The 20,344-nt window shown below is 68.0% G+C and carries 19 protein-coding genes; 10 read left to right on the top strand and 9 right to left on the bottom strand.

From position 1 onward, the window contains the following. Positions 1 to 110: 110 nt before the first annotated feature. From U4Y91_RS10550 to rbsK, 3 genes are all read right to left on the bottom strand, one after another. Positions 111 to 1,058, bottom strand: a complete 948-nt coding sequence (locus U4Y91_RS10550) for a dihydrodipicolinate synthase family protein (RefSeq protein WP_321805018.1) — start codon at positions 1,056 to 1,058, stop codon at positions 111 to 113. Positions 1,059 to 1,103: 45 nt separating this feature from the next. Beyond that, positions 1,104 to 2,423 carry an MFS transporter gene (locus U4Y91_RS10545; RefSeq protein WP_321805017.1) on the bottom strand — a complete coding sequence of 440 codons (1,320 nt, stop codon included), beginning with the start codon at positions 2,421 to 2,423 and terminating at the stop codon, positions 1,104 to 1,106. Positions 2,424 to 2,484: 61 nt separating this feature from the next. Further along, on the bottom strand, positions 2,485 to 3,414 hold the full coding sequence (rbsK, locus tag U4Y91_RS10540) for a ribokinase (RefSeq protein ID WP_321805016.1): 930 nt from the start codon (positions 3,412 to 3,414) through the stop codon (positions 2,485 to 2,487). Positions 3,415 to 3,652: 238 nt separating this feature from the next. Between rbsK and U4Y91_RS10535 the strand changes: the two genes are divergently transcribed. Next, positions 3,653 to 4,723: a LacI family DNA-binding transcriptional regulator gene (locus U4Y91_RS10535; RefSeq protein WP_321805015.1), complete on the top strand. Its 1,071-nt coding sequence runs from the start codon at positions 3,653 to 3,655 to the stop codon at positions 4,721 to 4,723. Between the two features lie 69 nt (positions 4,724 to 4,792). Here U4Y91_RS10535 and aroC read toward each other — a convergent pair whose 3' ends face one another. From aroC to U4Y91_RS10520, 3 genes are all read right to left on the bottom strand, one after another. Continuing rightward, positions 4,793 to 5,893, bottom strand: a complete 1,101-nt coding sequence (aroC, locus tag U4Y91_RS10530; RefSeq protein ID WP_321805014.1) for a chorismate synthase — start codon at positions 5,891 to 5,893, stop codon at positions 4,793 to 4,795. 262 nt (positions 5,894 to 6,155) lie between these two features. Beyond that, positions 6,156 to 8,090, bottom strand: a complete 1,935-nt coding sequence (locus tag U4Y91_RS10525; protein WP_321805013.1) for an MFS transporter — start codon at positions 8,088 to 8,090, stop codon at positions 6,156 to 6,158. A gap of 139 nt (positions 8,091 to 8,229) precedes the next feature. After that, positions 8,230 to 8,685 carry a CBS domain-containing protein gene (locus U4Y91_RS10520; RefSeq protein WP_044846066.1) on the bottom strand — a complete coding sequence of 152 codons (456 nt, stop codon included), beginning with the start codon at positions 8,683 to 8,685 and terminating at the stop codon, positions 8,230 to 8,232. A gap of 158 nt (positions 8,686 to 8,843) precedes the next feature. On the opposite strand from U4Y91_RS10520, the gene U4Y91_RS10515 reads away from it, so the two are divergent. Then, the gene (locus U4Y91_RS10515) at positions 8,844 to 9,161 is read left to right on the top strand and encodes an Mpo1-like protein (protein WP_321805012.1); all 318 of its coding nucleotides are present in this window, start codon (positions 8,844 to 8,846) and stop codon (positions 9,159 to 9,161) included. Positions 9,162 to 9,179: 18 nt separating this feature from the next. On the opposite strand, the gene U4Y91_RS10510 is transcribed toward U4Y91_RS10515, so the two are convergent. Beyond that, entirely contained in the window at positions 9,180 to 10,508 is a 1,329-nt protein-coding gene (locus U4Y91_RS10510) for a YihY family inner membrane protein (RefSeq protein ID WP_321805011.1), read from the bottom strand. 148 nt (positions 10,509 to 10,656) lie between these two features. On the opposite strand from U4Y91_RS10510, the gene wrbA reads away from it, so the two are divergent. Genes wrbA through U4Y91_RS10490 form a run of 4 tightly spaced genes read left to right on the top strand, consistent with a single transcriptional unit; the run spans position 10,657 to position 13,969 of the window. Continuing rightward, positions 10,657 to 11,277: an NAD(P)H:quinone oxidoreductase gene (gene wrbA / locus U4Y91_RS10505; RefSeq protein WP_321805010.1), complete on the top strand. Its 621-nt coding sequence runs from the start codon at positions 10,657 to 10,659 to the stop codon at positions 11,275 to 11,277. After that, on the top strand, positions 11,274 to 11,675 hold the full coding sequence (locus U4Y91_RS10500; protein ID WP_321805009.1) for a DUF2069 domain-containing protein: 402 nt from the start codon (positions 11,274 to 11,276) through the stop codon (positions 11,673 to 11,675). Before wrbA ends, U4Y91_RS10500 begins: the two co-directional genes overlap by 4 nt. 20 nt (positions 11,676 to 11,695) lie before the next feature. Next, on the top strand, positions 11,696 to 13,117 hold the full coding sequence (locus U4Y91_RS10495; RefSeq protein WP_321805090.1) for an FAD-binding oxidoreductase: 1,422 nt from the start codon (positions 11,696 to 11,698) through the stop codon (positions 13,115 to 13,117). Positions 13,118 to 13,141: 24 nt separating this feature from the next. Then, positions 13,142 to 13,969: a metallophosphoesterase gene (locus tag U4Y91_RS10490; RefSeq protein WP_321805008.1), complete on the top strand. Its 828-nt coding sequence runs from the start codon at positions 13,142 to 13,144 to the stop codon at positions 13,967 to 13,969. 56 nt (positions 13,970 to 14,025) lie between these two features. Here the strand turns inward: U4Y91_RS10490 and U4Y91_RS10485 are convergent, their stop codons facing one another. Both U4Y91_RS10485 and U4Y91_RS10480 read right to left on the bottom strand, forming a co-directional pair. After that, positions 14,026 to 14,190, bottom strand: a complete 165-nt coding sequence (locus tag U4Y91_RS10485; protein WP_321805007.1) for a hypothetical protein — start codon at positions 14,188 to 14,190, stop codon at positions 14,026 to 14,028. Between the two features lie 125 nt (positions 14,191 to 14,315). Continuing rightward, the gene (locus tag U4Y91_RS10480) at positions 14,316 to 15,257 is read right to left on the bottom strand and encodes a LysR family transcriptional regulator (RefSeq protein ID WP_321805006.1); all 942 of its coding nucleotides are present in this window, start codon (positions 15,255 to 15,257) and stop codon (positions 14,316 to 14,318) included. A gap of 157 nt (positions 15,258 to 15,414) precedes the next feature. On the opposite strand from U4Y91_RS10480, the gene U4Y91_RS10475 reads away from it, so the two are divergent. From U4Y91_RS10475 to U4Y91_RS10460, 4 genes are read left to right on the top strand one after another with little or no spacing between them, the layout of a single operon-like run. Next, positions 15,415 to 17,028, top strand: coding sequence for an efflux transporter outer membrane subunit (locus tag U4Y91_RS10475; protein ID WP_321805005.1), 1,614 nt, complete (start codon positions 15,415 to 15,417; stop codon positions 17,026 to 17,028). A gap of 15 nt (positions 17,029 to 17,043) precedes the next feature. Beyond that, positions 17,044 to 19,245 (top strand): FUSC family protein, encoded by a 2,202-nt coding sequence (locus U4Y91_RS10470; protein WP_321805004.1) that lies wholly within the window; start codon positions 17,044 to 17,046, stop codon positions 19,243 to 19,245. Beyond that, a complete protein-coding gene (locus U4Y91_RS10465) occupies positions 19,242 to 19,445 on the top strand; it encodes a DUF1656 domain-containing protein (RefSeq protein ID WP_011351756.1) in 204 nt (67 codons plus the stop codon). The genes U4Y91_RS10470 and U4Y91_RS10465 overlap by 4 nt, the downstream gene beginning before the upstream one ends. Before the next feature lie 12 nt (positions 19,446 to 19,457). After that, a complete protein-coding gene (locus tag U4Y91_RS10460; protein WP_321805003.1) occupies positions 19,458 to 20,333 on the top strand; it encodes an HlyD family secretion protein in 876 nt (291 codons plus the stop codon). Positions 20,334 to 20,344: the final 11 nt, after the last annotated feature.

Below are 20,344 nucleotides of genomic sequence, written 5' to 3'. Positions count from 1 at the left end.
CGCCTCGCGCGGCGTTTTGTTCGTCGGTTCGACGTTCGACGTTCGACGTTCGACGCCGCCCGGCCCTCCATCGGGCGCGCGACTCATGCACCGCGCCCGCATAGGCTGTGCTAACGCGCCGCGATCCGCTGACGGAAATGCTCGGTACCGGACACGATCTTGTCGAGCACCGCGTCGAGCGCCCAGAACCGCTCGCGCACGTCGTAGTCGATCGCACGGCAACGAATCGATCCGAACGTGCCGATCCGTTGGTGATAGATCTTCGCAAGCGCCGGGTAGCCCAGCGCTTCCGACACCGCCGAGAGCACCAGGAACGTCGACAACTCGTCGGCCAGCGCCGGATCCGAGCCGCCCTGCGTGCGCAACCATCGGTACAGGTCGGGATGGAAGTTGGTGAACACACCGTTGAAACCGGCCGAACCCGCCTTCATCGCATCCCATGCGATCGCGGCGTTCGCATTGAGGATCTTCAGCGGCGACCCCGCAGCGAGTGCGACGCGTCGCTTCACCGTCTCCAGATCGCAGCTCACGTCCTTCAACATCACGAAGCGGCCCGTGTCGATGCACGCACGCAGTTCGTCATCGGACAGCAGTCGCCGATAAGGCGCCGGACATTCGTACAAACCGAGCGGCAGATCCGACGGCAACCGGGCGAGCAGCTTGTGAAGATGGTCGAGAAGCGCCGCGCTGCCCTTGCGCTGCGGATCGAGGCGGTTGGTCACGAGCACGACGCCCTGCGCACCCGATTCTGCCGCAGCACGCAGCTCGGCGACCTGCGCATCCAGATCGTCGCTGATGTGCCCGGACGCGACGACGGGCACGCGCCCGGCCACCCGCTCGACCACGAAACGCGCGAGTTCCGCACGTTCGGCAAGACTCAGGAATTGCATCTCGCTCGATTGCGCGACCGCGAACAGCGCATCCGCGCCGTGCGCCAGATACCATTCGACGAGTCGCTCGAGGCCCGCGTAGTCGATCGCGCCGGCGTCGTCGAACGGCGTCAGCATCACCGGTACGATCCCCTCGATGGTCGCGGTCGATTGCCGATGTGGTTGCATCTGTTTCTCCTTCCTTCAGTGAATACTGGGGTGTAGCCGCCGGGCTCAGGCCGGCAGCGGTCCGGGCGCTGCGCTCGCGGACTGCTCGGGAATCGGTTTGCGCACCAGCAGCAGGTAAGCCATCGCGCCGGCGAATGCGATTGCCGCCGCCGTCAGCAGCGCCGGCACGAACGACCACCTCTGCGCGATGACCCCCGTCAGGATCGGCGCGAGCGCACCGCCGATGAAACCGCCGAAATTCTGGATCGCGCCGAGCGATGCGACACGGCTCGGCGGGGCGGCCGCCGTCGCGAGCGCCCACGAGCATGCCGACGCCGCATTGGCGAGAAAGATCACGACCGAGATGCATGCGAGTGCGACCGTGTTGCTCTGCACGAGCGCGGCCGGAATCGTGAACGCGACCATCCCAAGCATCGCGACGACCACCGCGTTGCGCCGGCTCACGACCGGCGAGCGGCTGCGGCGCGTCACCAGATCCGAGAGCCAGCCGGCAACGAGCGAACCGACGAACCCGCACAGGAACGGCACGGATGCCGCAAACCCGGTGCGCACGAGGCTCATGTGACGCTCCATCGTCAGGTACCCCGGCAGCCAGGTCAGGTAGACCCAGTTCAGATACACGGAACCGAAGAACCCGAGCAGCATGCCCCAGGTCGTGCCGTGCGAAAACAGGCTGCGCCAGTCGGCGAAGGTCAGTTTCGGCATCGCGACGGCAGTCTGCGCATCGGTATCGAGATACCCGCGTTCCGCCGCGGTCAATTGCGCGCGTGCCGGATCGCGATACAACGCAAACCAGACGACGGCGACGACGAGGCCGAGCGCCCCCGTCACGACGAATGCCCAGCGCCAGTTGAACGATGCGACGAGCACCGCCAGCAGCAATGGCGCGAGTGCGGTGCCGAGCGGCGACGCCGCGTTGAAGATCCCGGTCGGCGTACCGCGTGCACGCACCGGAAACCAGTTGCTCACCACCCGCGCCGCCGACGGGAACTGCGGTGCCTCGCCGATGCCCAGCACGATGCGCGCGACGATGAACCAGCCGAAGGTGGACACGATGCCGCCCGCTGCCTGCGCGAGCGACCAGATGATCAGCCCGATGCCGAGCAGCCGGCGCGGCCCGATGCGATCGACGAGTCCGCCGACCGGGAACTGGCACAGCGCGTAGCTCCACGAGAACGCCGACAGCAGCAACCCCATCTGCGAGAGCGACAGCCCGAGATCGCCCCGGATTGCCGAACTCGCGACGGCCAGCGTGCCGCGGTCGAGATAGTTGACGATCCCGCTCGCCATCAGCAGCGCGAGCGCGATACGTTGTCCGCGCCGGATACGTGGCGGCGCAGTCGGAACAGCATGATTCTCGTTCATTGCGTTTGTCTCCATGTCCTGAATGGTTTCCGGGCCTCGGTCTGTTCCGTCGTCGCGGAATCTATGCGGCCCCACGCTTCACTTCCTCGCGTGTCGGAATCGACGTCTGTGCGCCGTAACGCGTGACGCTGATCGCGGCCGCACGCTGTCCGAACGCGATCGCGTCGTCCATCGACGCGCCGCTCGCCCGGGCGGCCGCGAAGCCGCCCACGAAGGTATCGCCGGCCGCCGTCGTATCGACGGCGACCACCGCCATCGCCCGATGGCGGCCGCTCCCTGCACTTCCGCGCCAGCAGACGCCGCGCGCGCCCAGCGTGACCAGCACGTTGCCGACACCCTTCGCGCGCAGCGCTTCGGCGGCCCGCACCGCCGACGCGTCGTCGCCGACGGCAATGCCGGTCAGCGACTCCGCTTCCGTTTCGTTGACGACGAGATAGTCGATGCGGGCCAGCAATGCGTCGAACAGCGGCCGGGCCGGCGCCGGATTGAGCAGCACCGGCGTGCGATGCGCGATCGCACTGCCGATGGCGCGCGCGACGGTCTCGATCGGCACCTCGAGCTGGCACACCATCAGCGCCGCGCCGGCGATCGCGTCGCACGCCCGGTCGATCAATTCGGCATCGAGGCGCGCGTTTGCACCGGGCACGACGACGATGCTGTTCGCCCCGTGCGCATCGACCGTGATCGTCGCGACGCCGGTTGCCTCTCCGTCGATCCGATGCAGATGCGTCACGTCGATGCGCTCCGCCGCCAGCGCGTCGTGCAGACGTGCGCCGAACGCATCGTTGCCGACGCAGCCGATCATCGCGACCGACGCACCGAGGCGCGCGGCGGCCACCGCCTGGTTCGCCCCCTTGCCGCCGTGAACAGTCTGGAACGTGGTGCCGAGCAGCGTTTCGCCCGGCACGGGCAGCCGCGGCGCATGCGTGACGAGGTCGACGTTGATGCTGCCGACGACAGCGATTCGGGGTGGTCTGGTGTGGGTCATCATCGAATGTAACCGCTTACATTTTCGGCCGACAAAATGGCCTGAGCGGCCATCGTCGACGAAAACTTCACAATGCGGTTGAAATCTGTGTCTGACATAATACGGAGTAACATCAAGATAGCGCTTACATTCTCACAGGCGAGACCGGGAATGCAAGCGGGACCACGATGAATCGAGGGTAAACGATGGCGTTTTTGACCATACGCGGGGCCTGCAGGGCAGCCGCGCTCGGGGATGACCGATGAGTACGCCTTCATCCGGTGGTGGCACGGCGCGCGCGCGCCGCGGCAGCGGCCGGTCCGTGCTCGGCGACGTCGCGAAACTCGCCGGCGTGTCGACCGCGACCGTTTCGCGCGTCTACAACGATCCCGGCAAGGTCTCGGCCGACGTGCAGCAGCGCGTGCGCGACGCTGCACGTGCGCTGAACTGGATTCCCAACGCAGCCGGCCGCGCACTCGCCTCCACGCGCACCCACATCACCGGGGCGATCATCCCGACGCTCGACGACCAGGTGTTCGCATCGCAGGTAGCGGGCATGCAGGCGGTCATGGCCGAGCACGGCATCACCCTGTTCCTGGGCTGCTCGAATTACGATCCGGCGCAGGCGCTCGCGCAGGTGCGCGCGATGCTGTCGCGCGGCGTCGAAGCGGTATCGCTGGTCGGTGAAGCCTATCCGCCGGAACTGTTCGAACTGCTCGACCTGCATCGGGTGCCGTATGTCGTCACCTATGCTTACCGCGACGACAGCCCGCACTGCTGCGTCGGCTTCGACAACCGCGCGGCATTCGCGCGACTGACGACGCACCTGCTCGAGCTCGGGCATCGCGATTTCGCGATCATCATGCAGCCTTCGGCCGACAACGACCGCGTGCAGGCCCGCCTGCGCGGCATTCACGATACGCTCGCCGCGCGCGGGCTCGCGGTCAGGCCGATCCACCAGCACGAGGGTGCGGCCACGATCGCGTTCGGGCGGGCGAGCCTGCGCGCGATTGCCGACAGCGGCGCGACGCGCCCGACGGCCGTGATCTGCGGCAACGACGCACTCGCGCTCGGCGCCCTGCTCGAGGCGCAGGCACTGGGCATCGACGTGCCTTCGCAGCTGTCGATCACCGGGTTCGACGATGTCGCGCTGGCTCGCGAAATCCGGCCGGCGCTGACGACGATGTGGGTCGACACCGACGCGATCGGCCGCAAGGCCGCCCGCGCGTTGCTCGACGCACTCGAAAACGGCGCAGCCGGGCCCGGTTGTGCGGTACTGCCGGAGCTGCGGGTGCGCGAGTCGGCCGCGCCGCCGGATGCGGCGGCCCAATGAAAACGGGGCGCCGCAGGCGCCCCGTTTCGCATCGAATCGGTCGAACCGGCGAGTGCCGGCTCCGTTGCATCAGGTCGCGCTGCCCGCGATCTTCGGCGTCGGCGTCTCGACGTCGCCGCACTGCGCGCGATGGCGCAGCGCGTGGTCGATCAGCACCAGCGCGAGCATCGACTCGGCGATCGGCGTCGCGCGAATGCCGACGCACGGGTCGTGGCGGCCGAAGGTTTCGACCGTCGCTTCTTCACCGGACTTCGTGATCGAACGGCGCGGCGTGCGGATGCTCGACGTCGGCTTGATCGCGATCGACACGGTGATGTCCTGCCCCGTCGAAATCCCGCCGAGCACGCCGCCTGCATGGTTGCCGACGAAGCCGGCCGGCGTCAGTTCGTCGCCGTGCACCGAGCCGCGCTGCGCGACGCTGTCGAAGCCCGCGCCGATCTCGACGCCCTTCACCGCGTTGATGCTCATCATCGCCTTCGCGATGTCCGCGTCGAGCCGGTCGAATACCGGTTCACCCCAGCCGACCGGCACGCCCGACGCGACGACGTCGATGCGTGCACCGATCGAATCGCCGTCCTTGCGCAGCGCGTCCATGTAGGCTTCCAGCTCCGGAACGATCGCCGCGTTCGGCGAGAAGAACGGGTTCTCGCGGACCTGCGACCAGTCGACGAACGGCACGTCGATCTCGCCGAGACCGCTCATGTAGCCGCGCACTTCGACGCCGAAGCGCTCGCGCAGCCACTTCTTCGCGACCGCGCCCGCGCCGACGATCGGCGCGGTCAGGCGCGCGGACGAGCGGCCACCGCCACGGTAGTCGCGGATGCCGTATTTCTGCCAGTAGGTGTAGTCGGCGTGGCCGGGGCGGAACGTCTCGACGATGTTGCCGTAATCCTTGCTGCGCTGGTCGGTGTTGCGGATCAGCAGCGCGATCGGCGTGCCGGTCGTCACGCCTTCGAACACGCCGGACAGGATCTCGACCTCGTCGGCTTCCTGACGCTGCGTCACGTGCCGCGACGTGCCAGGCTTGCGGCGATCGAGCTCGACCTGGATGTCGGCTTCGGTCAGCCCCATTCCCGGCGGGCAGCCGTCGATCACGCAGCCGATCGCGGGACCGTGCGATTCGCCGAAGGTCGTGACAGTGAAAAGCGTGCCGAGGGTATTGCCGGACATGATGGAACCGCCCAAAGAGAAATGGACAAACCGATGCGCTGCCGGGGCCGCTGGCAGGCCGATCGTTTGCCGGTCGAGAAAAAGAGGTAAACCGCTATTATGCCAGCCGTCCCGGACCCGCGGGCCGCGTGAACCGTTCAGACCATACTGGCCGGCCACGGAGACGGCGCGGCGCGAGAATCGTCGACCCGCGCCGTTCCGGTCGAACCGGCCGGTTTGCAGCCGTGTGCTGCCCGATACGAAGCCGCCGGGCCCGCCCTGCCTACTTCCGCGCGCCGCGCAGCTCGGTCACCGCCGCCTGCAGCGCCTCGGGCGTCGCGACCGAAGACGGGATCGGCTCGCCGACCGCGAGCGTCAGCCGACTCATCACGCCGCGCTTGATGGGTCGCGGCATGCGCGCATCGGCATGACGGGAGAAATAGCTGCCCCACAGCCCCCGCAGCGCCATCGGAATCACGGGCGCCGGCGTGCGGCCCAGGATCTCGGTGATGCCGTGGTGGAAGGTGTTGATGTCGCCCGTCTTGGTCAGCTTGCCCTCGGGGAAGATGCACACGAGTTCGCCGTCCTTCAGCGCGGCCTCGCATGCGTCGTACGCGCGCGCGAGCATGTCGGGATCCTCGTGGCGCGGCGCGATCGGAATCGCCTTCGCATGCCGGAACACCCAGCTCGCGAAGCGCGTCTTGAAGATCCGGTGATCCATCACGAACCGGATCGGCCGCGGGCTCGCAGCCGCCAGCACGAGCGCATCGACGTAGCTCACGTGGTTGCATACGAGCACGGCCGCGCCCTCTTCCGGGATCCGCTCTGCATGTACGAGACGAATCCGGTAGAACGTGTGCACCAGCACCCACGCGACGAAACGCAGCAGGAACTCGGGGACGAGCAGGTAGATATACGTCGCGACCACGACGTTCAGCAGCGCGGTGACGAGGAACAGGCCCGGGATGTCGACACCGGCCTTGGTCAGCCCCATCGCCATCAGGGCCGACAGGATCATGAACAGCGCGTTCAGAATGTTGTTCGCGGCGATGATCCGCGCACGGTGGGTCGGCGCGCTGCGGCTCTGGATCAGCGCATACAGCGGCACGCTGTAGAAGCCGCCGAACATCGCGAGCAGGAACAGGTCGGCCAGGATGCGCCAGTGACGCGCGCCGGCCAGGAATTCCCCGACCGACAGCAAATGCCCGGGCGACGGCAGCGAGCGGCTCGCGAAATACAGCTCGATCGCGAACACGCTGATGCCGATCGAGCCGAGCGGCACGAGGCCGATCTCGACGCGCCGCTGCGACAGCCGCTCGCAGAGCAGCGAGCCGAGGCCGATCCCGACCGAGAACGTCGCGAGCAGGACCGTGACGACGTCGGGGCTCGCGGACAGCACGTCCTTCGCGAAATTGAAGAACGACGTGAGGAACGTCGCGCCGACGAACCACAGCCACGAGATGCCGAGCAGGCTCAGGAACACGGTGCGGTTCTGCCGCGCGAGCCCGAGGTTGCGCCACGTTTCGCTGAACGGGTTCCAGTTGATCACGAGATCGGGCTGCGGCGCGGGCGTCGGCGGCACTCGCTGCGCGACGAGCCGCCCCGCGAGCGCAATGACGACGACGCTGACGGCGAGCACGCGCTCGCCGCTGCCTTCGATGCCCGCGGCCGCGCCGCCGATGATCGTCCCGATCAGGATCGCGATGAACGTGCCCATCTCGACGAGGCCGTTGCCGCCGACCAGTTCGTGGTCGCCGAGATGCTGCGGCAGGTACGAATACTTGACGGGGCCGAACAGCGTCGAGTGCATCCCCATCATGAACGTGCACAGATACAGCAGCGTCGCGCTGTGCGTGACGAAACCGGCCGCGCCGACCAGCATCAGCACGATCTCGAAGGTCTTCACGAAGCGCGTGAGCGTCGCCTTGTCGTATTTGTCGGCGATCTGGCCGGAGGTGGCCGAGAACAGCACGAACGGCAGGATGAAGATCGCGGAGATCAGGAACGCGGCCGTCTTCGCGTCGACGCCGGAGAAGCGCGCGGTGTGATAGGTGACGAGCGACGTGAAGCCGATCTTGAACACGTTGTCGTTCAGCGCGCCCAGGAACTGGGTCGTGAAGAACGGCGCGAAACGGCGCTGGCGCAACAGGTCGAACTGCGACGCGTGGGCGCGCCGTTCGCCGCGCGATGCGGAAGAGACTTGCGTGTGATCGCTCATGCGGAATACGCGCGCATCGTCTGGGCGAAGCTGCGCGGGCCTTGTGGTGTTGTCGAAAAAACGGCGGCGCAGGCTGAACCTGCGCCGCCGTACGCCGAATGGCAGCGCCCGCGCGTCATGGCACCGGGCGCGACGCGTTTCACGGCTTCTGCGCTTCGGCTTCCGATTCCGGCCAGTCGCGGATGTACGCCTTCAGCATCCGGTTCTCGAAGCTCTGCGCCTCGACGACCGTCTTCGCGACGTCGTAGAACGAAATGACGCCCATCAGCACCTTCTTGTCGAGCACCGGCATGTAGCGCGCATGGCGCTCGAGCATCATCCGGCGCACTTCGTTGACGTCGGTTTCCGGCGTGCACGTGAGCGGCTCGTCCATCACCTTGCGCACCTGCACGTCGCCGATCGCGCCGCCGTTCACGTGCAGGCGCAGGATGATCTCGCGGAACGTCAGCATCCCGACGAGATCACCGTACTCCATCACGACGAGCGAACCGATATCGTGTTCGGCCATCGTGTCGACCGCTTCGCGCAGCGGCTTATCGGGCGTCACCGTAAACAGCGTGTTGCCCTTCACTTTCAGAATATCGCTGACGCGCATCGTAGTCCCCTCATGCTTGAATGCAAAACCGCTTTCGATCCTATCGGAAAGCCTGTCAAAAGGAAAGCTCAGGCCCACGCGGCGCGGCCGCCGCCGCTTGCGGACACGGGCCGGCCGCCGCACAATGACTCCATGGACGGCGGCCCGAGGAGACGGCCATGGCACATACGCATACGGAGCAATTCGCCAGCTTCGCCGATTTCTACCCGTACTACCTGAACGAACACCAGAACCTGGCGTCGCGCCGGCTGCACTTCATCGGCTCGCTCGGCGTGATCGGCTGCGTCGCGATGGCGATCGCGACGGGCCACTGGCCGTGGCTGCCGGCGGCGGTCGTGTGCGGCTACGGATTCGCGTGGGTCGGACACTTCTTCTTCGAGAAGAACCGCCCCGCCACGTTCCGGCACCCGATCTACAGCCTGATGGGCGACTGGGTGATGTTCAAGGACATCTGCACCGGCAAGATTCCGCTGTAACGCCCGTCCGGCACCGCGTCACGCCGTTTTCGGCGGCCGCGCGTGCGGGTCGGGCGCCCCGCCGGGCACGGGCCCGGGCACGGTTGCTGCCGGCGCACCTGCAAGCCGGTGCGCGGCGATCAGCGAAGCAAGCGATACGTCGAACCGGTCGTTCGACAGGACCTCGAGCAATGCCGCGCCTTCGACGTGGCTGCTGCGTCGCTGCAGCTGGTAGGTCAGTTCGGTGCGGTCGATCACCAGCACGTCGAACAGCTGCGCCAGCGTCAACTGCTCCGGATTCGCCAGCAGGATGTAGCGCGGCGCGAGTTCGCCGCTGTCCAGCCGCGCGATCCATTCCCGCTCCTCCATCGTCAACAGCAGCCGCTGCGCGGTTTCCATGTCGCAGCGCAACATGGCCGCAAGCCGCATCGCCGTATAGCCCGCCTTGCCGATCGCGCGCGCCTCGGCCAGCCGCGCGAGCAATTCGAGCGCGTCGAGCAGGTCGCTGCCCGGATAGTGGATGCGATGGAACTGGCCGACGCGGATCGCCGGCAGCGCGGACGCCACCATCGCGCCGAGCAGCGCGATGAACCAGCTCAGATACACCCACAACAGGAACACCGGCAGCGCCGCGAACGCGCCGTAGACGGCCGTATAGGTCGGAATGCGCCGCACGTAATAGCCGAAGCCGCGCTTCGCGAGCTCGAACGCGATGGCCGCGAACAGCCCGCCGATCACCGCGTCGCGCCATGCGACCGTGCAGTTCGGCAGATACACGTACAGCAGCGTGAACGCGAGCACGGTCAGCGGCAGCGACACGAACGCGAGCAGCCATTCGACGATCGACGTCGACGGCGCGGCGCCGGTGAACGCCAGCGACTGCGTAAACAGGTACGACGAGATCGACAGGCTCACGCCGAACAGCAAGGGCCCGAGCGTGATCAGCGCCCAGTACGCGAGCACGCGCTGCGCGAACGGCCGCGGCTTGCGCACCCGCCAGATCAGGTTGAACGCGGACTCGATCGTCATCATCGTCATCACCGACGTGACGACGAGCACGATCAGGCCGGCCGTCGTCAGCCCCTTGGCCTTCGACGCGAACTGGTTCAGGTACTTGAAGATCTGGACGTTGAACTGCGCGGGCATCAGGTGATCCGCGAGGAACCCCTGCAGCGAGATCTGGAACGACGCGAACATCGGGAACGCGGTAAACAGCGCAAACGCGACCGTCACGAGCGGCACGAGTGCCAGCATCGTCGTGAACGTGAGGCTGCCCGCCACTTGCGGGATGCGATCCTCGGCGCTGCGCCGGGCCGCGAACTGCGCGAGGCGCTTGAGGGTGTCGAGATCGACGCTCAACTTCGGCAAACGGCTTCTCCTTCTCGGTTGACGCCGCGCGCCCGACGGCGCGCCGCCGCCGCGCTGCGCGACGACTTCAGCCCCTATAATAGCCGCTCGATCCAGCAGGGGCCGACTGCACCGGGCATCCGCGCGGCCGCATGCGGCCCCGTCGCCCATGAAAGACATCCTCGTCCTCTATTACAGCCGCCACGGCGCCACGCGCGATCTCGCGCTCGCGATCGCGAACGGCATCGACAGCGTGCCCGGCATGCAGGCCCGCATCCGAACCGTGCCGCCCGTCTCGACGGTCTGCGAAGCCACCGCCTCCGACATCCCCGACGACGGCCCGCCGTATGCGGAGGTGCGCGATCTCGAGGAGTGCGCGGGCCTCGCGCTCGGCTCGCCGACCCGCTTCGGCAACATGGCCGCCTCGCTCAAGTATTTCCTCGACGGCACGACGCCGCAATGGCTGTCGGGCGCGCTGACCGGCAAGCCGGCCTGCGTGTTCACGTCCACCGGCAGCCTGCACGGCGGCCAGGAGTCGACGCTGCTGTCGATGATGCTGCCGCTGCTGCATCACGGGATGATGATCGTCGGCATCCCGTACACGGAATCCGCGCTCAGCACGACGCGCACCGGCGGCACGCCGTACGGCGCGTCGCACGTGTCGCAGCACGATCGCAGCGGGCCCGCGGGGCTGTCGGCGGACGAAAAGGCGCTCGCGGCCGCGCTTGGCGTGCGGCTCGCGCGTGCGGCAGCGGCCCTCGCCGACGCCCAGGCTGCCGAGGCCGCATGAACGCGCCTGCCCGTCCCGCCCGTCCCCCCGTCACCGCCCGGCCGCGCTACGCGCTGGCCGCGGCCGCGTGCCTCGTCGCGCTGATCGCGCTGTCGCTCGCGTGGGAACTGTGGCTCGCGCCGCTGCGCCCGGGCGGCTCGGCGCTGATGCTCAAGGCCGTGCCGCTCGCGCTCGCGCTGCCCGGCGTCTGGCGGCGTAACATCTATACGATGCAGTGGGCGAGCATGCTGATCCTCGTCTATTTCGCCGAAGGCATCGTTCGCGGCATGTCCGACCGCGGATTGTCCGCGACGCTCGGCTGGTGCGAGACCGCGCTCGCCGTCGGCTTCTTCGTGGCCGCGCTGGCCTACGTCGCGCCGTTCAAGCGCGCGGCGAAGCAGCAGCGCGCCGCGTCCTGACCCTTACGCGACCGAACGTGATGATTTCTTCCGAAGCCTTCGTATCCGCCTGCCGAGACGCGATCGGCGCCACCTACGTGCTGACCGAGCCGAACGACACCGAACCGTTCCTGACCGACTGGCGCCGCCGCTACAAGGGCAGTGCGTGCGCGGTGCTGAAACCGGCCGATACGGCGGAAGTCGCCGCGCTCGTCCGGCTCGCCAACACGCACGGCGTCGCGCTCGTGCCGCAGGGCGGCAACACGGGGCTCGCCGGCGGCGCGACGCCCGACGCGAGCGGCGGCCAGGCCGTGTTGAGCCTCGCGCGCCTGAACCGCGTGCGGGCCCTCGATCCGCACAACAACACGATCACGGTCGACGCCGGCGTGATCCTCGCCGACGTGCAGGCGCGCGCCCGCGAAGGCGGCCGGCTGTTCGCGCTGAGCCTCGCCGCCGAAGGCAGCTGCACGATCGGCGGCAACCTGTCGACCAACGCGGGCGGCACCGCGGTGCTGCGCTACGGCAACGCACGCGAGCTGTGCCTCGGACTCGAGGTCGTGACGCCGCAGGGCGAGATCTGGGACGGCCTGCGCGGGCTGCGCAAGGACAACACCGGCTACGACTTGCGCGACCTGTTCATCGGCGCCGAAGGCACGCTCGGAATCATCACGGCCGCCGTGCTGAAGCTGCATCCGCTGCCGGCCGCGCAGGTCACGGCGCTGGCCGCGCTCGAGTCACCGCACGCGGCGCTCGACTTCCTCGCGCTCGCGCAACGCGCGGCCGGCCCGCTGCTGACCGGCTTCGAGCTGATGTCCGACTTCTGCATGCAGCTGGTCGGCAAGCACTATCCGCAACTGCGCTATCCGTTCGACCGCACGCATGCGCAGACGGTGCTGCTCGAACTGTCGGACAACGAAAGCGAAACGCATGCGCGCGCGCTGTTCGAAAAACTGATGGAAGAGGCGTTCGAGGCGGGGCTCGTGGTCGACGCGGTCGTCGCGGAAAATCTCGCGCAATCGCGCGCGTTCTGGGACCTGCGCGAACACATCCCGCTCGCGCAGGCCGACGAAGGTCTCAACATCAAGCACGACATCGCGGTGCCGATCTCGTCGATCGCGCGCTTCATCGACGAAACCGACGCGGCGATCCAGCAGGCCGCGCCGGGCGCGCGGATGGTCACGTTCGGCCACCTCGGCGACGGCAACCTGCACTACAACGTGCAGACGCCCGAAGGCGGCGACCCGAAGGCGTTCCTCGCGGCACTCCAGAAGCCGATCAACCGCATCGTCTACGACAACGTGCACCGTCACCACGGCACGATCAGCGCGGAGCACGGGATCGGCCAGTTGAAGATCGACGACGCGCAGCGCTACAAGTCGCCGGTCGAAACGGCGCTCATGCGCACGCTGAAGACCGCGCTCGACCCGCGCGGGCTGATGAATCCCGGCAAGGTCCTGCACTGAAGCCCCCATCCCGGAGCGATGCCCATGAGAGTTCGCGTCCTGTCCGACCTGCATCTCGAATGCAACCAGCCCGACACGATCGCGCATGCCGACGCGGATCTCGTCGTGCTGGCCGGTGATATCCACAATCACGCGGAAGGCCTGCGCTGGGCCGCCGAGACGTTCGATCCCGACGTGCCGGTGATCTACGTGCCGGGTAATCACGAATACTACGACGGGGAATTCGGCGCGCTCGAAACCGCGATGCGCGACGCCGCGCACACGATCGACCACGTGCATTACCTGAACAACGGCGTGTACGTCGATCCGGCGCAGCGCTTTCGCGTGCTGGGTACGACGCTGTGGACCGATTTCTCGCTGTTCGGCGCCGACGCGGCGAGCGTCGCGCGCGCGATCGACGCGGCCATGCGCGTGATGCTCGATTTCAAGGGATTGATCCAGGTGACGTGGCCGCACGATGCGTCCCTGCATGCGGCGGCAGCCCCGGAGCGGGATTTCACGCCGGCCGACGCGATCGCGCTGCACCGGCAAGGCCGCGCGTGGCTGGAAGCACGGCTCGCGACACCGTTCGCGGGCCGCACGATCGTCGTCACGCATCATGCGCCGCACCTGCGCTCGCTGGCGGAGCGTTATGCGGAAGACCTGGCGTCGGCGGGATTCGTCACGGACATGGCGGAACTCGTGCGGCCGCCCGTGGACTTGTGGATCCACGGCCACACGCATACTTCATTCGATTACGTGACCGACAGCGGCACGCGCGTGGTGTGCAACCCGCGCGGCTATATCCGCCGGCGCACCGGCGAACTGGAAAATCCCGCGTTTGCGTGGGACAAAGTGGTCGAGCTCGGCTGAGCGCCAAGCCATCGGGCCGCGTGATGCGGCCCTCCCCGATCTGAAAGGCCGCCCGATCAGCGATCGGCCCGGCGCGAGCCGTTCGACGACGGGCGCACCCGCACCGGCACCGGCACCGGCTTCATCCGCGCCTTCATCGCGCGCAGCAGATCGCGCGTCGCCGCGGCGGCAGCAGCCGCACCAAGCAAAACTCCAAGGCCGATCATCAGTTGCGTATCCATTGCGACTCCGGGTGTGGGCAGTTCCAAATCTCGATGATTGAAACAGTATCAAACTGTCCGCTGTCCGTTGGTAAAAAAATGTTGCGTGAAGGACAAATCTCGTCAGATTGCGCTCGACCGCGCGCTCATGTCGCAGCCGTGAACTGCGCGAGCGCGGCTTCGTCGGCTTCCAGCGTGGCCGGCAGCTCGTCGCGCAGGAAATCGACCCAGGTTCGGATTTTCGCGTCGAGGTACTGGCGCGACGGATACAACGCATAGATGTTCATCACGTGCGACCGGTATTCGGGCATCACGCGCACGATGTGTCCGCTGCGCAGCCCGCCGATCGCCGAATAGAGCGGCAACCCGCCGATCCCCATCCCTTCCCGCACGGCCACCGCGAGCGCCTCGGCGACGTTCACGCGGAACGGCGGCGCCGTGACTGGAACCACCTCGTCGCCCCGCGGCCCCGACAGCGACCATTCGTCGAAATGAAAGCCCGGCGCGACCATCCCGAGACAGACGTGCTGCTCGAGATCGGCCGGGGTCTGCGGCAAGCCGTGCGCGTCGATATAGCCCGGCGACGCGCACACGACGCTGTAGCTCTCGCCGAGCCGCTGCGACACGAGCCCCGAATCCGGCAGGTCGCGGCCGACCACGATCGCGACGTCGTACCCCTCGTCGAGCAGGTCGGGCATCCGCTGCGCGAGCGTCAGCTCGACGTGCACGTCCGGATAGCGCTGCCGATAGCGCGCGATGGCCGGCACCAGGTAGTGCTGCCCGAGGCTCGTGAAGCAATGCACCTTCAGCTTGCCCGACGGCCGCGCGTGCGCGTCGCCCGCTTCGGCTTCGGCCTGGTCGACGTACGCGAGAATCTGCTCGCAGCGCTGCAGGTAGCGCTCGCCCGCTTCGGTCAGCGCGATCCGGCGTGTCGTCCGGTTCAGGAGGCGCGTGCGCAGGTGCGCCTCGAGATCCGACACGGCGCGCGACGCATAGGCGGTAGTCGAATTCATCTGCTGGGCGGCCGCGGTAAAGCTCCCCGCGTCGACCACGCGGACGAAGACCCGCATGTTTTGTAACGTATCCATCCCATTACCCGTTTGAATCCGGAGGGATTGTTGCACAGAGGCCAACAAATATTATCTCAGGATTCGTAAAAATGACTTGCACCGTTGTCCATTTATTCAGGAATCACTGAAAAATATAATCGCATCCGACTCATCTATATCCGAAAGGGAGAAAATCGTGCGGTCTCCGGCAACAAAAGGGACGCTGGCACTGGCGGTTCTTGCAGTCTCATTAATAATGGCCGGATGCGCGAGCATGGGCGACAACAAGCCGCAGTCCGCCCGCATCGAAGCGAACACGCTCGATGCCGGTGCCGCGATCCGCGCGGCGGATCACGATGCGGGCTGGCCCGCGTCCGACTGGTGGCGCGCGTACCGCGATCCGCAGCTCGACGCGTGGATTGCCGCCGCGCAGGCCGGCAACCCGACCCTCGCGGCCGCCGAGGCCCGCGTGCGCGAAGCGCAGGCGATGGCGCGCGTGGCGCGCTCGGCGGAGCTGCCGCAGATCAACGGCAATCTGTCGCTGATGCGCCAGCACTGGCCCGACAACGTCTACTACGGCCCGGGGCCGCTCGCCGATACCGACACGTGGAACAACACCGGCACGCTCGGCCTGTCGTACCACCTCGACCTGTGGGGCAAGGACAAGAACGCGACCGAGCGCGCGCTCGACACCGCGCATGCGACCGCGGCCGACGCACGGGCGGCGAAGCTCGAGCTCGAGGTCAACGTCGTGCGCGCGTATGTCGGCATGTCGATGAACTACGCGCTGCTCGACCTTGCGCACGAAACGTTCGAACGCCAGCGCTCGCTGGCCGATCTCGCGCGCAAGCGCCTGCAGGCCGGCCTCGGCACGCAGCTCGAAGTCAGCCAGGCCGAATCGACGCTGCCCGACTACGAGCGCCAGATCGACAGCTACGAAGAAGCGATCCAGCTCGCGCGCCACCAGCTCGCCGCGCTCGCGGGCAAGGGCCCGGGCGCCGGCGACGCGATCAAGCGGCCGAGCCTGTCGCTCGACGCGCCGGCCGGCCTGCCGTCCGCGCTGCCGGCCGACCTGCTCGGGCGCCGCCCGGACGTCGTCGCGGCCCGCTGGACGGTCGACGCGCAGGCTCGCGGCATCGATGTCGCGAAAGCCGCGTTCTACCCGAACATCGACCTGCTCGCGACGGTCGGCGGCTTCGGCGTGACCGCGCCGTTCACCGACTTCCTGCGCGCGATGAACGGCGGCTGGACGGCCGGCCCCGCGCTGTCGCTGCCGATCTTCGAAGGCGGCCGGCTGCGCGCGCAACTCGGCGCGGCCGACGCCGGCTACGACCAGGCGGTCGAACGCTACAACCAGACGGTCGTCGGTGCGCTCAAGGACATCGCCGACCAGGTCGTGCGGATCCGCTCGCTCGATACGCAGAAGAAGGACGCCGCGCGCTCGGTGGCCGCCAACGACCGCAGCTACCAGCTGTCGCGCGAAGGCTTCCGCCGCGGGCTGACCGATTACGTGAACGTGCTGGTCGCGCAGCAGCAGTTGCTGCGCGCGCAAGAGACGGCGGCCCGCATCGACGCGGAACGCCTCGCCGCGCACGCGCAGTTGATGGCCGCGCTCGGCGGCGGCGTCGAGACGGAGACGCAGACCGAAACGGACGTTCGGGGCGGCCATCCGCCCCGCGACGCGTCCGCAGCGGGTGCCGCCGCGCCGGCCGCCGCATCGGGTGCGAAGCCCGCCGCGGCCGTCGCCCGCCCCGCGCAGGTCGCGACGGCCGGTTCGGCCGGTGCGGCCGCCACCCCGGCCGCATGGTAACGCGGAGCGACCGTCATGTCAGCCTCCTCCCCCGCTTCCACGCACGCCGGCGGCCCGCTCGCGGCCTGGTACGCCGCCTTCGGCGACTGGGCCCGCAGCGACGGCGCCGCGTGGCTCTACCTGTTCAAGGCGCTGCTCGCCGCGTTCATCGCGACCGGCGTGTCGATGCGGCTCGACCTGCCCGCGCCGAAGACGGCGATGACCACGGTGTTCATCGTGATGCAGCCGCAAAGCGGCGCGGTGCTCGCGAAGAGCTTCTACCGGGTCGCCGGCACGATCTTCGGGCTGATCGCGACGCTCACGTTCGTCGGGCTGTTCCCGCAGCAGCCGCAGCTGTTCCTGCTGGCCGTCGCGCTGTGGGTCGCGCTGTGCACGGCCGGCGCTGCGCGCAACCGCAATTTCCGCAGCTACGGCTTCCTGCTCGCCGGTTACACGACCGCGCTGATCGGGCTGCCGGCATCGCAACACCCCGACGGCGCGTTCATGAGCGCGATGACGCGGGTCGCCGAGATCATGGTCGGGATCGTGTCGGCAGGCGTCGTCAGCGCGCTGGTGTTTCCGCAGTACACCGGCGAGCAGATGCGCACGACGGTGCGCAAGCGCTTCAGCAGCTTCGTCGACTACGTCGCGGCGGCACTGTCGGGCCAGCTCGACCGCGCGCACATCGAAACCATCCATACGCGCTTCGTCGCGGACGTGGTCGGCTTCGAAGCGGCGCGCAGCATGGCCGTGTTCGAGGATCCGGACACGCGGATGCGCAGCGGCCGTCTCGCGCGCCTGAACAGCGAGTTCATGAGCGTATCGAGCCGCTTCCACGCGCTGCACCAGTTGATGAACCGGCTGCGCGCCGCCGGCGCGCAGGCCGCGATCGATGCGATCGAGCCGTACTTCCGCGAAATCGCGCCGCTTCTGACGCGCAACGGCGAGCCGGTGCGCTCGTCGGCCGACGCCGCGCTCGCCGCCGAACAACTGCTCGCGTGGCGCGACGCGCTGCCGCGCCGCATCCGCGCGACGCGCGCCGCGCTCGAGACGCAGCCCGATTTCCCGCTGCTCGACTTCGACACGGCCACCGAGCTGCTGTACCGCTTCATCACGGACCTGCACGAATACGCGGCGACCTACGCGTCGCTGTCGACCGCGACGCACGAGCGCGAGCGCTGGATCGAGCGCTACGAGCCGCGCACCAACCTGACGGCGATGGTGATCGCGGCGATTCGCACCGCGACCGTGATCCTCGTGCTCGGCGGGTTCTGGATCGCGACCGCGTGGCCGAGCGGCGTGACGCTGACGCTGACTGCCGCCGCGACCTGCGCGCTCGCGTCGTCGACGCCGCGCCCGACCGCGATGTCCGCACAGATGGGCATGGGTACCGCGCTGGCCGTCTGCACGGGCTTCCTGCTGACGTTCGGCATCTACCCGCACATCGACGGCTTCCCGCTGCTGTGCGTGGCCCTCGCGCCGCTGCTCGCGATCGGCATCTTCATGACGCTGAAGCCGAAGCTCGCCGGCTACGGGATGGGCTACCTGATCTTCTTCAGCTTCCTCGCCGGCCCCGACAACATCACGCACTACGACCCGACGAGCTTCATGAACGACGCGCTCGCGCTGGTGCTGTCGATGCTGGTCTCGGCGATCGCGTTCGCGGTGCTGTTCCCGCCGACCGCGCCGTGGCACAAGAAGCGGCTGTTCGCCGACCTGCGCCACCAGGTGGTCGCGGCGTGCCACGCACGGCTGGCCGGATTGCGCACGCGCTTCGAGAGCGGCGCGCGCGACCTGATGTACCAGGCGCACACGCTGTCGGCCGACCAGCCCGACGTGCAGCGCGACGCGCTGCGCTGGATGTTCGCGGTACTGGAAACGGGCAATGCCGCGCTCGACCTGCGCGCGGAGCTGGCGACGCTGCCGTCCGACCCGCGCTATGCGCCGACGACACCGTGGCGCCGCGCAATCGAGACGATGCGCACCGCGCTGTCCGCGCTGTTCCGCAAGCCGGACGCGGCGCGCTTCGACGCGGCGCTCGCCGCGGTCAACGCCGCGATCGACGCGACCCGGCTGACGCTCGATGCGTTCACGCCGTCGCGCGAGGAGCGCCACCGGCTGCAGCGCATCCTGAGCCATCTGCATTTCGTACGCACGGCGCTGCTCGATCCGGAATCGCCGCTCGAGCCGCTCAACCGCAACCGCCCCGTGCGTCCCCAACAAGGAGCCTCGTCATGATGCCGCGTGAAATCGCCATTCTCGATGCCTACATGCCCACGGTGGTCCTGATGTTCGTCCTGGGCGCGCTGGCGACCTGGGCCGTCGACCGCCTGCTCGCCTACACGGGCCTCTACCGTCTAGTCTGGCACCCGTCGCTGTTTCGCGCGTGCCTTCTCGTCTGCATTTGCGGCGGACTGAGTCTTGCCGTTTACCGTTGATTCCGAACCATCATGATTCTCAGAAAACTCTTCGGCTTCGTCGCGACCGCCATCATCCTTCTCGTCGCGATCCTGATCGGGCGCTCGCTGTGGGTGCACTACATGGACGATCCCTGGACGCGCGACGGGCGCGTTCGTGCCGAGATCGTCAACGTCGCGCCGGACGTGTCGGGCGCGATCGTCGAGCTGCCCGTGCATGACAACCAGCTCGTGAAAAAGGGCGACCTGATCATGCAGATCGACCCGTCGCACTACCAGATCGCGGTCGAGCAGGCGCAGGCGGCCGTCGCCGCCCGCCGCGCGGAACTGCAGATGCGCCGCGACGACGCGGCCCGTCGCGCCGACCTCGACGCGCTCGTCGTGTCGAAGGAAAACCGCGAGAACGCGGCGCACAGCGCGTCGAGCGCCGATGCGCAGTACCAGCAGGCGATCGCCGCGCTCGACGCCGCGAAGCTCAACCTCGAACGCACGCGCGTGGTCGCACCGGTCGACGGCTACATCACGAACCTGCAGACGTTCAAGGGCAACTACGCGGTGGCCGGCCAGGCGAAGCTCGCGATCGTCGACAGCCATTCGTTCTGGGTCTACGGCTACTTCGAGGAAACCAAGCTGCCGCGTGTGAAGGTCGGCGCGCCGGCCGAGATGCGGCTGATGAGCGGCGGCGTGATGAAGGGCCACGTCGAAAGCATTTCGCGCGGCATCTACGACCGCGACAACCCGCAAAGCCGCGATCTCGTCGCGGACGTGAACCCGACCTTCAACTGGGTGCGCCTCGCGCAGCGCGTGCCGGTGCGCATCCGCATCGACGAGGTGCCGGCCGACGTGGTGCTGTCGGCGGGCACGACCTGCACGGTCATCATCGATCCGGACCAGCAGAAGAAGTCGTAAGCGTCGACGGC

Origin of the sequence: Burkholderia sp. BCC1993, assembly GCF_905339865.1 — a bacterium.
Lineage (GTDB): Bacteria > Pseudomonadota > Gammaproteobacteria > Burkholderiales > Burkholderiaceae > Burkholderia.
The sequence above is the reverse complement of the archived record's forward strand: the minus strand, read 5'-3'. Positions and strand labels throughout refer to the sequence as shown.

Bases quoted from the DNA above. Each gene is read 5' to 3' on its own strand.
- U4Y91_RS10490 (WP_321805008.1), top strand. From the start codon at position 13,142: ATGAGAGTTCGCGTCCTGTCCGACCTGCATCTCGAATGCAACCAGCCC.
- U4Y91_RS10460 (WP_321805003.1), top strand. From the start codon at position 19,458: ATGATTCTCAGAAAACTCTTCGGCTTCGTCGCGACCGCCATCATCCTT.
- rbsK (WP_321805016.1), bottom strand. From the start codon at position 3,414: ATGATGACCCACACCAGACCACCCCGAATCGCTGTCGTCGGCAGCATC.
- U4Y91_RS10525 (WP_321805013.1), bottom strand. From the start codon at position 8,090: ATGAGCGATCACACGCAAGTCTCTTCCGCATCGCGCGGCGAACGGCGC.
- wrbA (WP_321805010.1), top strand. From the start codon at position 10,657: ATGAAAGACATCCTCGTCCTCTATTACAGCCGCCACGGCGCCACGCGC.
- U4Y91_RS10500 (WP_321805009.1), top strand. From the start codon at position 11,274: ATGAACGCGCCTGCCCGTCCCGCCCGTCCCCCCGTCACCGCCCGGCCG.
- U4Y91_RS10520 (WP_044846066.1), bottom strand. From the start codon at position 8,685: ATGCGCGTCAGCGATATTCTGAAAGTGAAGGGCAACACGCTGTTTACG.
- U4Y91_RS10515 (WP_321805012.1), top strand. From the start codon at position 8,844: ATGGCACATACGCATACGGAGCAATTCGCCAGCTTCGCCGATTTCTAC.
- U4Y91_RS10465 (WP_011351756.1), top strand. From the start codon at position 19,242: ATGATGCCGCGTGAAATCGCCATTCTCGATGCCTACATGCCCACGGTG.
- U4Y91_RS10545 (WP_321805017.1), bottom strand. From the start codon at position 2,423: ATGAACGAGAATCATGCTGTTCCGACTGCGCCGCCACGTATCCGGCGC.
- U4Y91_RS10480 (WP_321805006.1), bottom strand. From the start codon at position 15,257: ATGGATACGTTACAAAACATGCGGGTCTTCGTCCGCGTGGTCGACGCG.
- U4Y91_RS10470 (WP_321805004.1), top strand. From the start codon at position 17,044: ATGTCAGCCTCCTCCCCCGCTTCCACGCACGCCGGCGGCCCGCTCGCG.
- U4Y91_RS10485 (WP_321805007.1), bottom strand. From the start codon at position 14,190: ATGGATACGCAACTGATGATCGGCCTTGGAGTTTTGCTTGGTGCGGCT.
- U4Y91_RS10535 (WP_321805015.1), top strand. From the start codon at position 3,653: ATGAGTACGCCTTCATCCGGTGGTGGCACGGCGCGCGCGCGCCGCGGC.
- U4Y91_RS10495 (WP_321805090.1), top strand. From the start codon at position 11,696: ATGATTTCTTCCGAAGCCTTCGTATCCGCCTGCCGAGACGCGATCGGC.
- aroC (WP_321805014.1), bottom strand. From the start codon at position 5,893: ATGTCCGGCAATACCCTCGGCACGCTTTTCACTGTCACGACCTTCGGC.
- U4Y91_RS10550 (WP_321805018.1), bottom strand. From the start codon at position 1,058: ATGCAACCACATCGGCAATCGACCGCGACCATCGAGGGGATCGTACCG.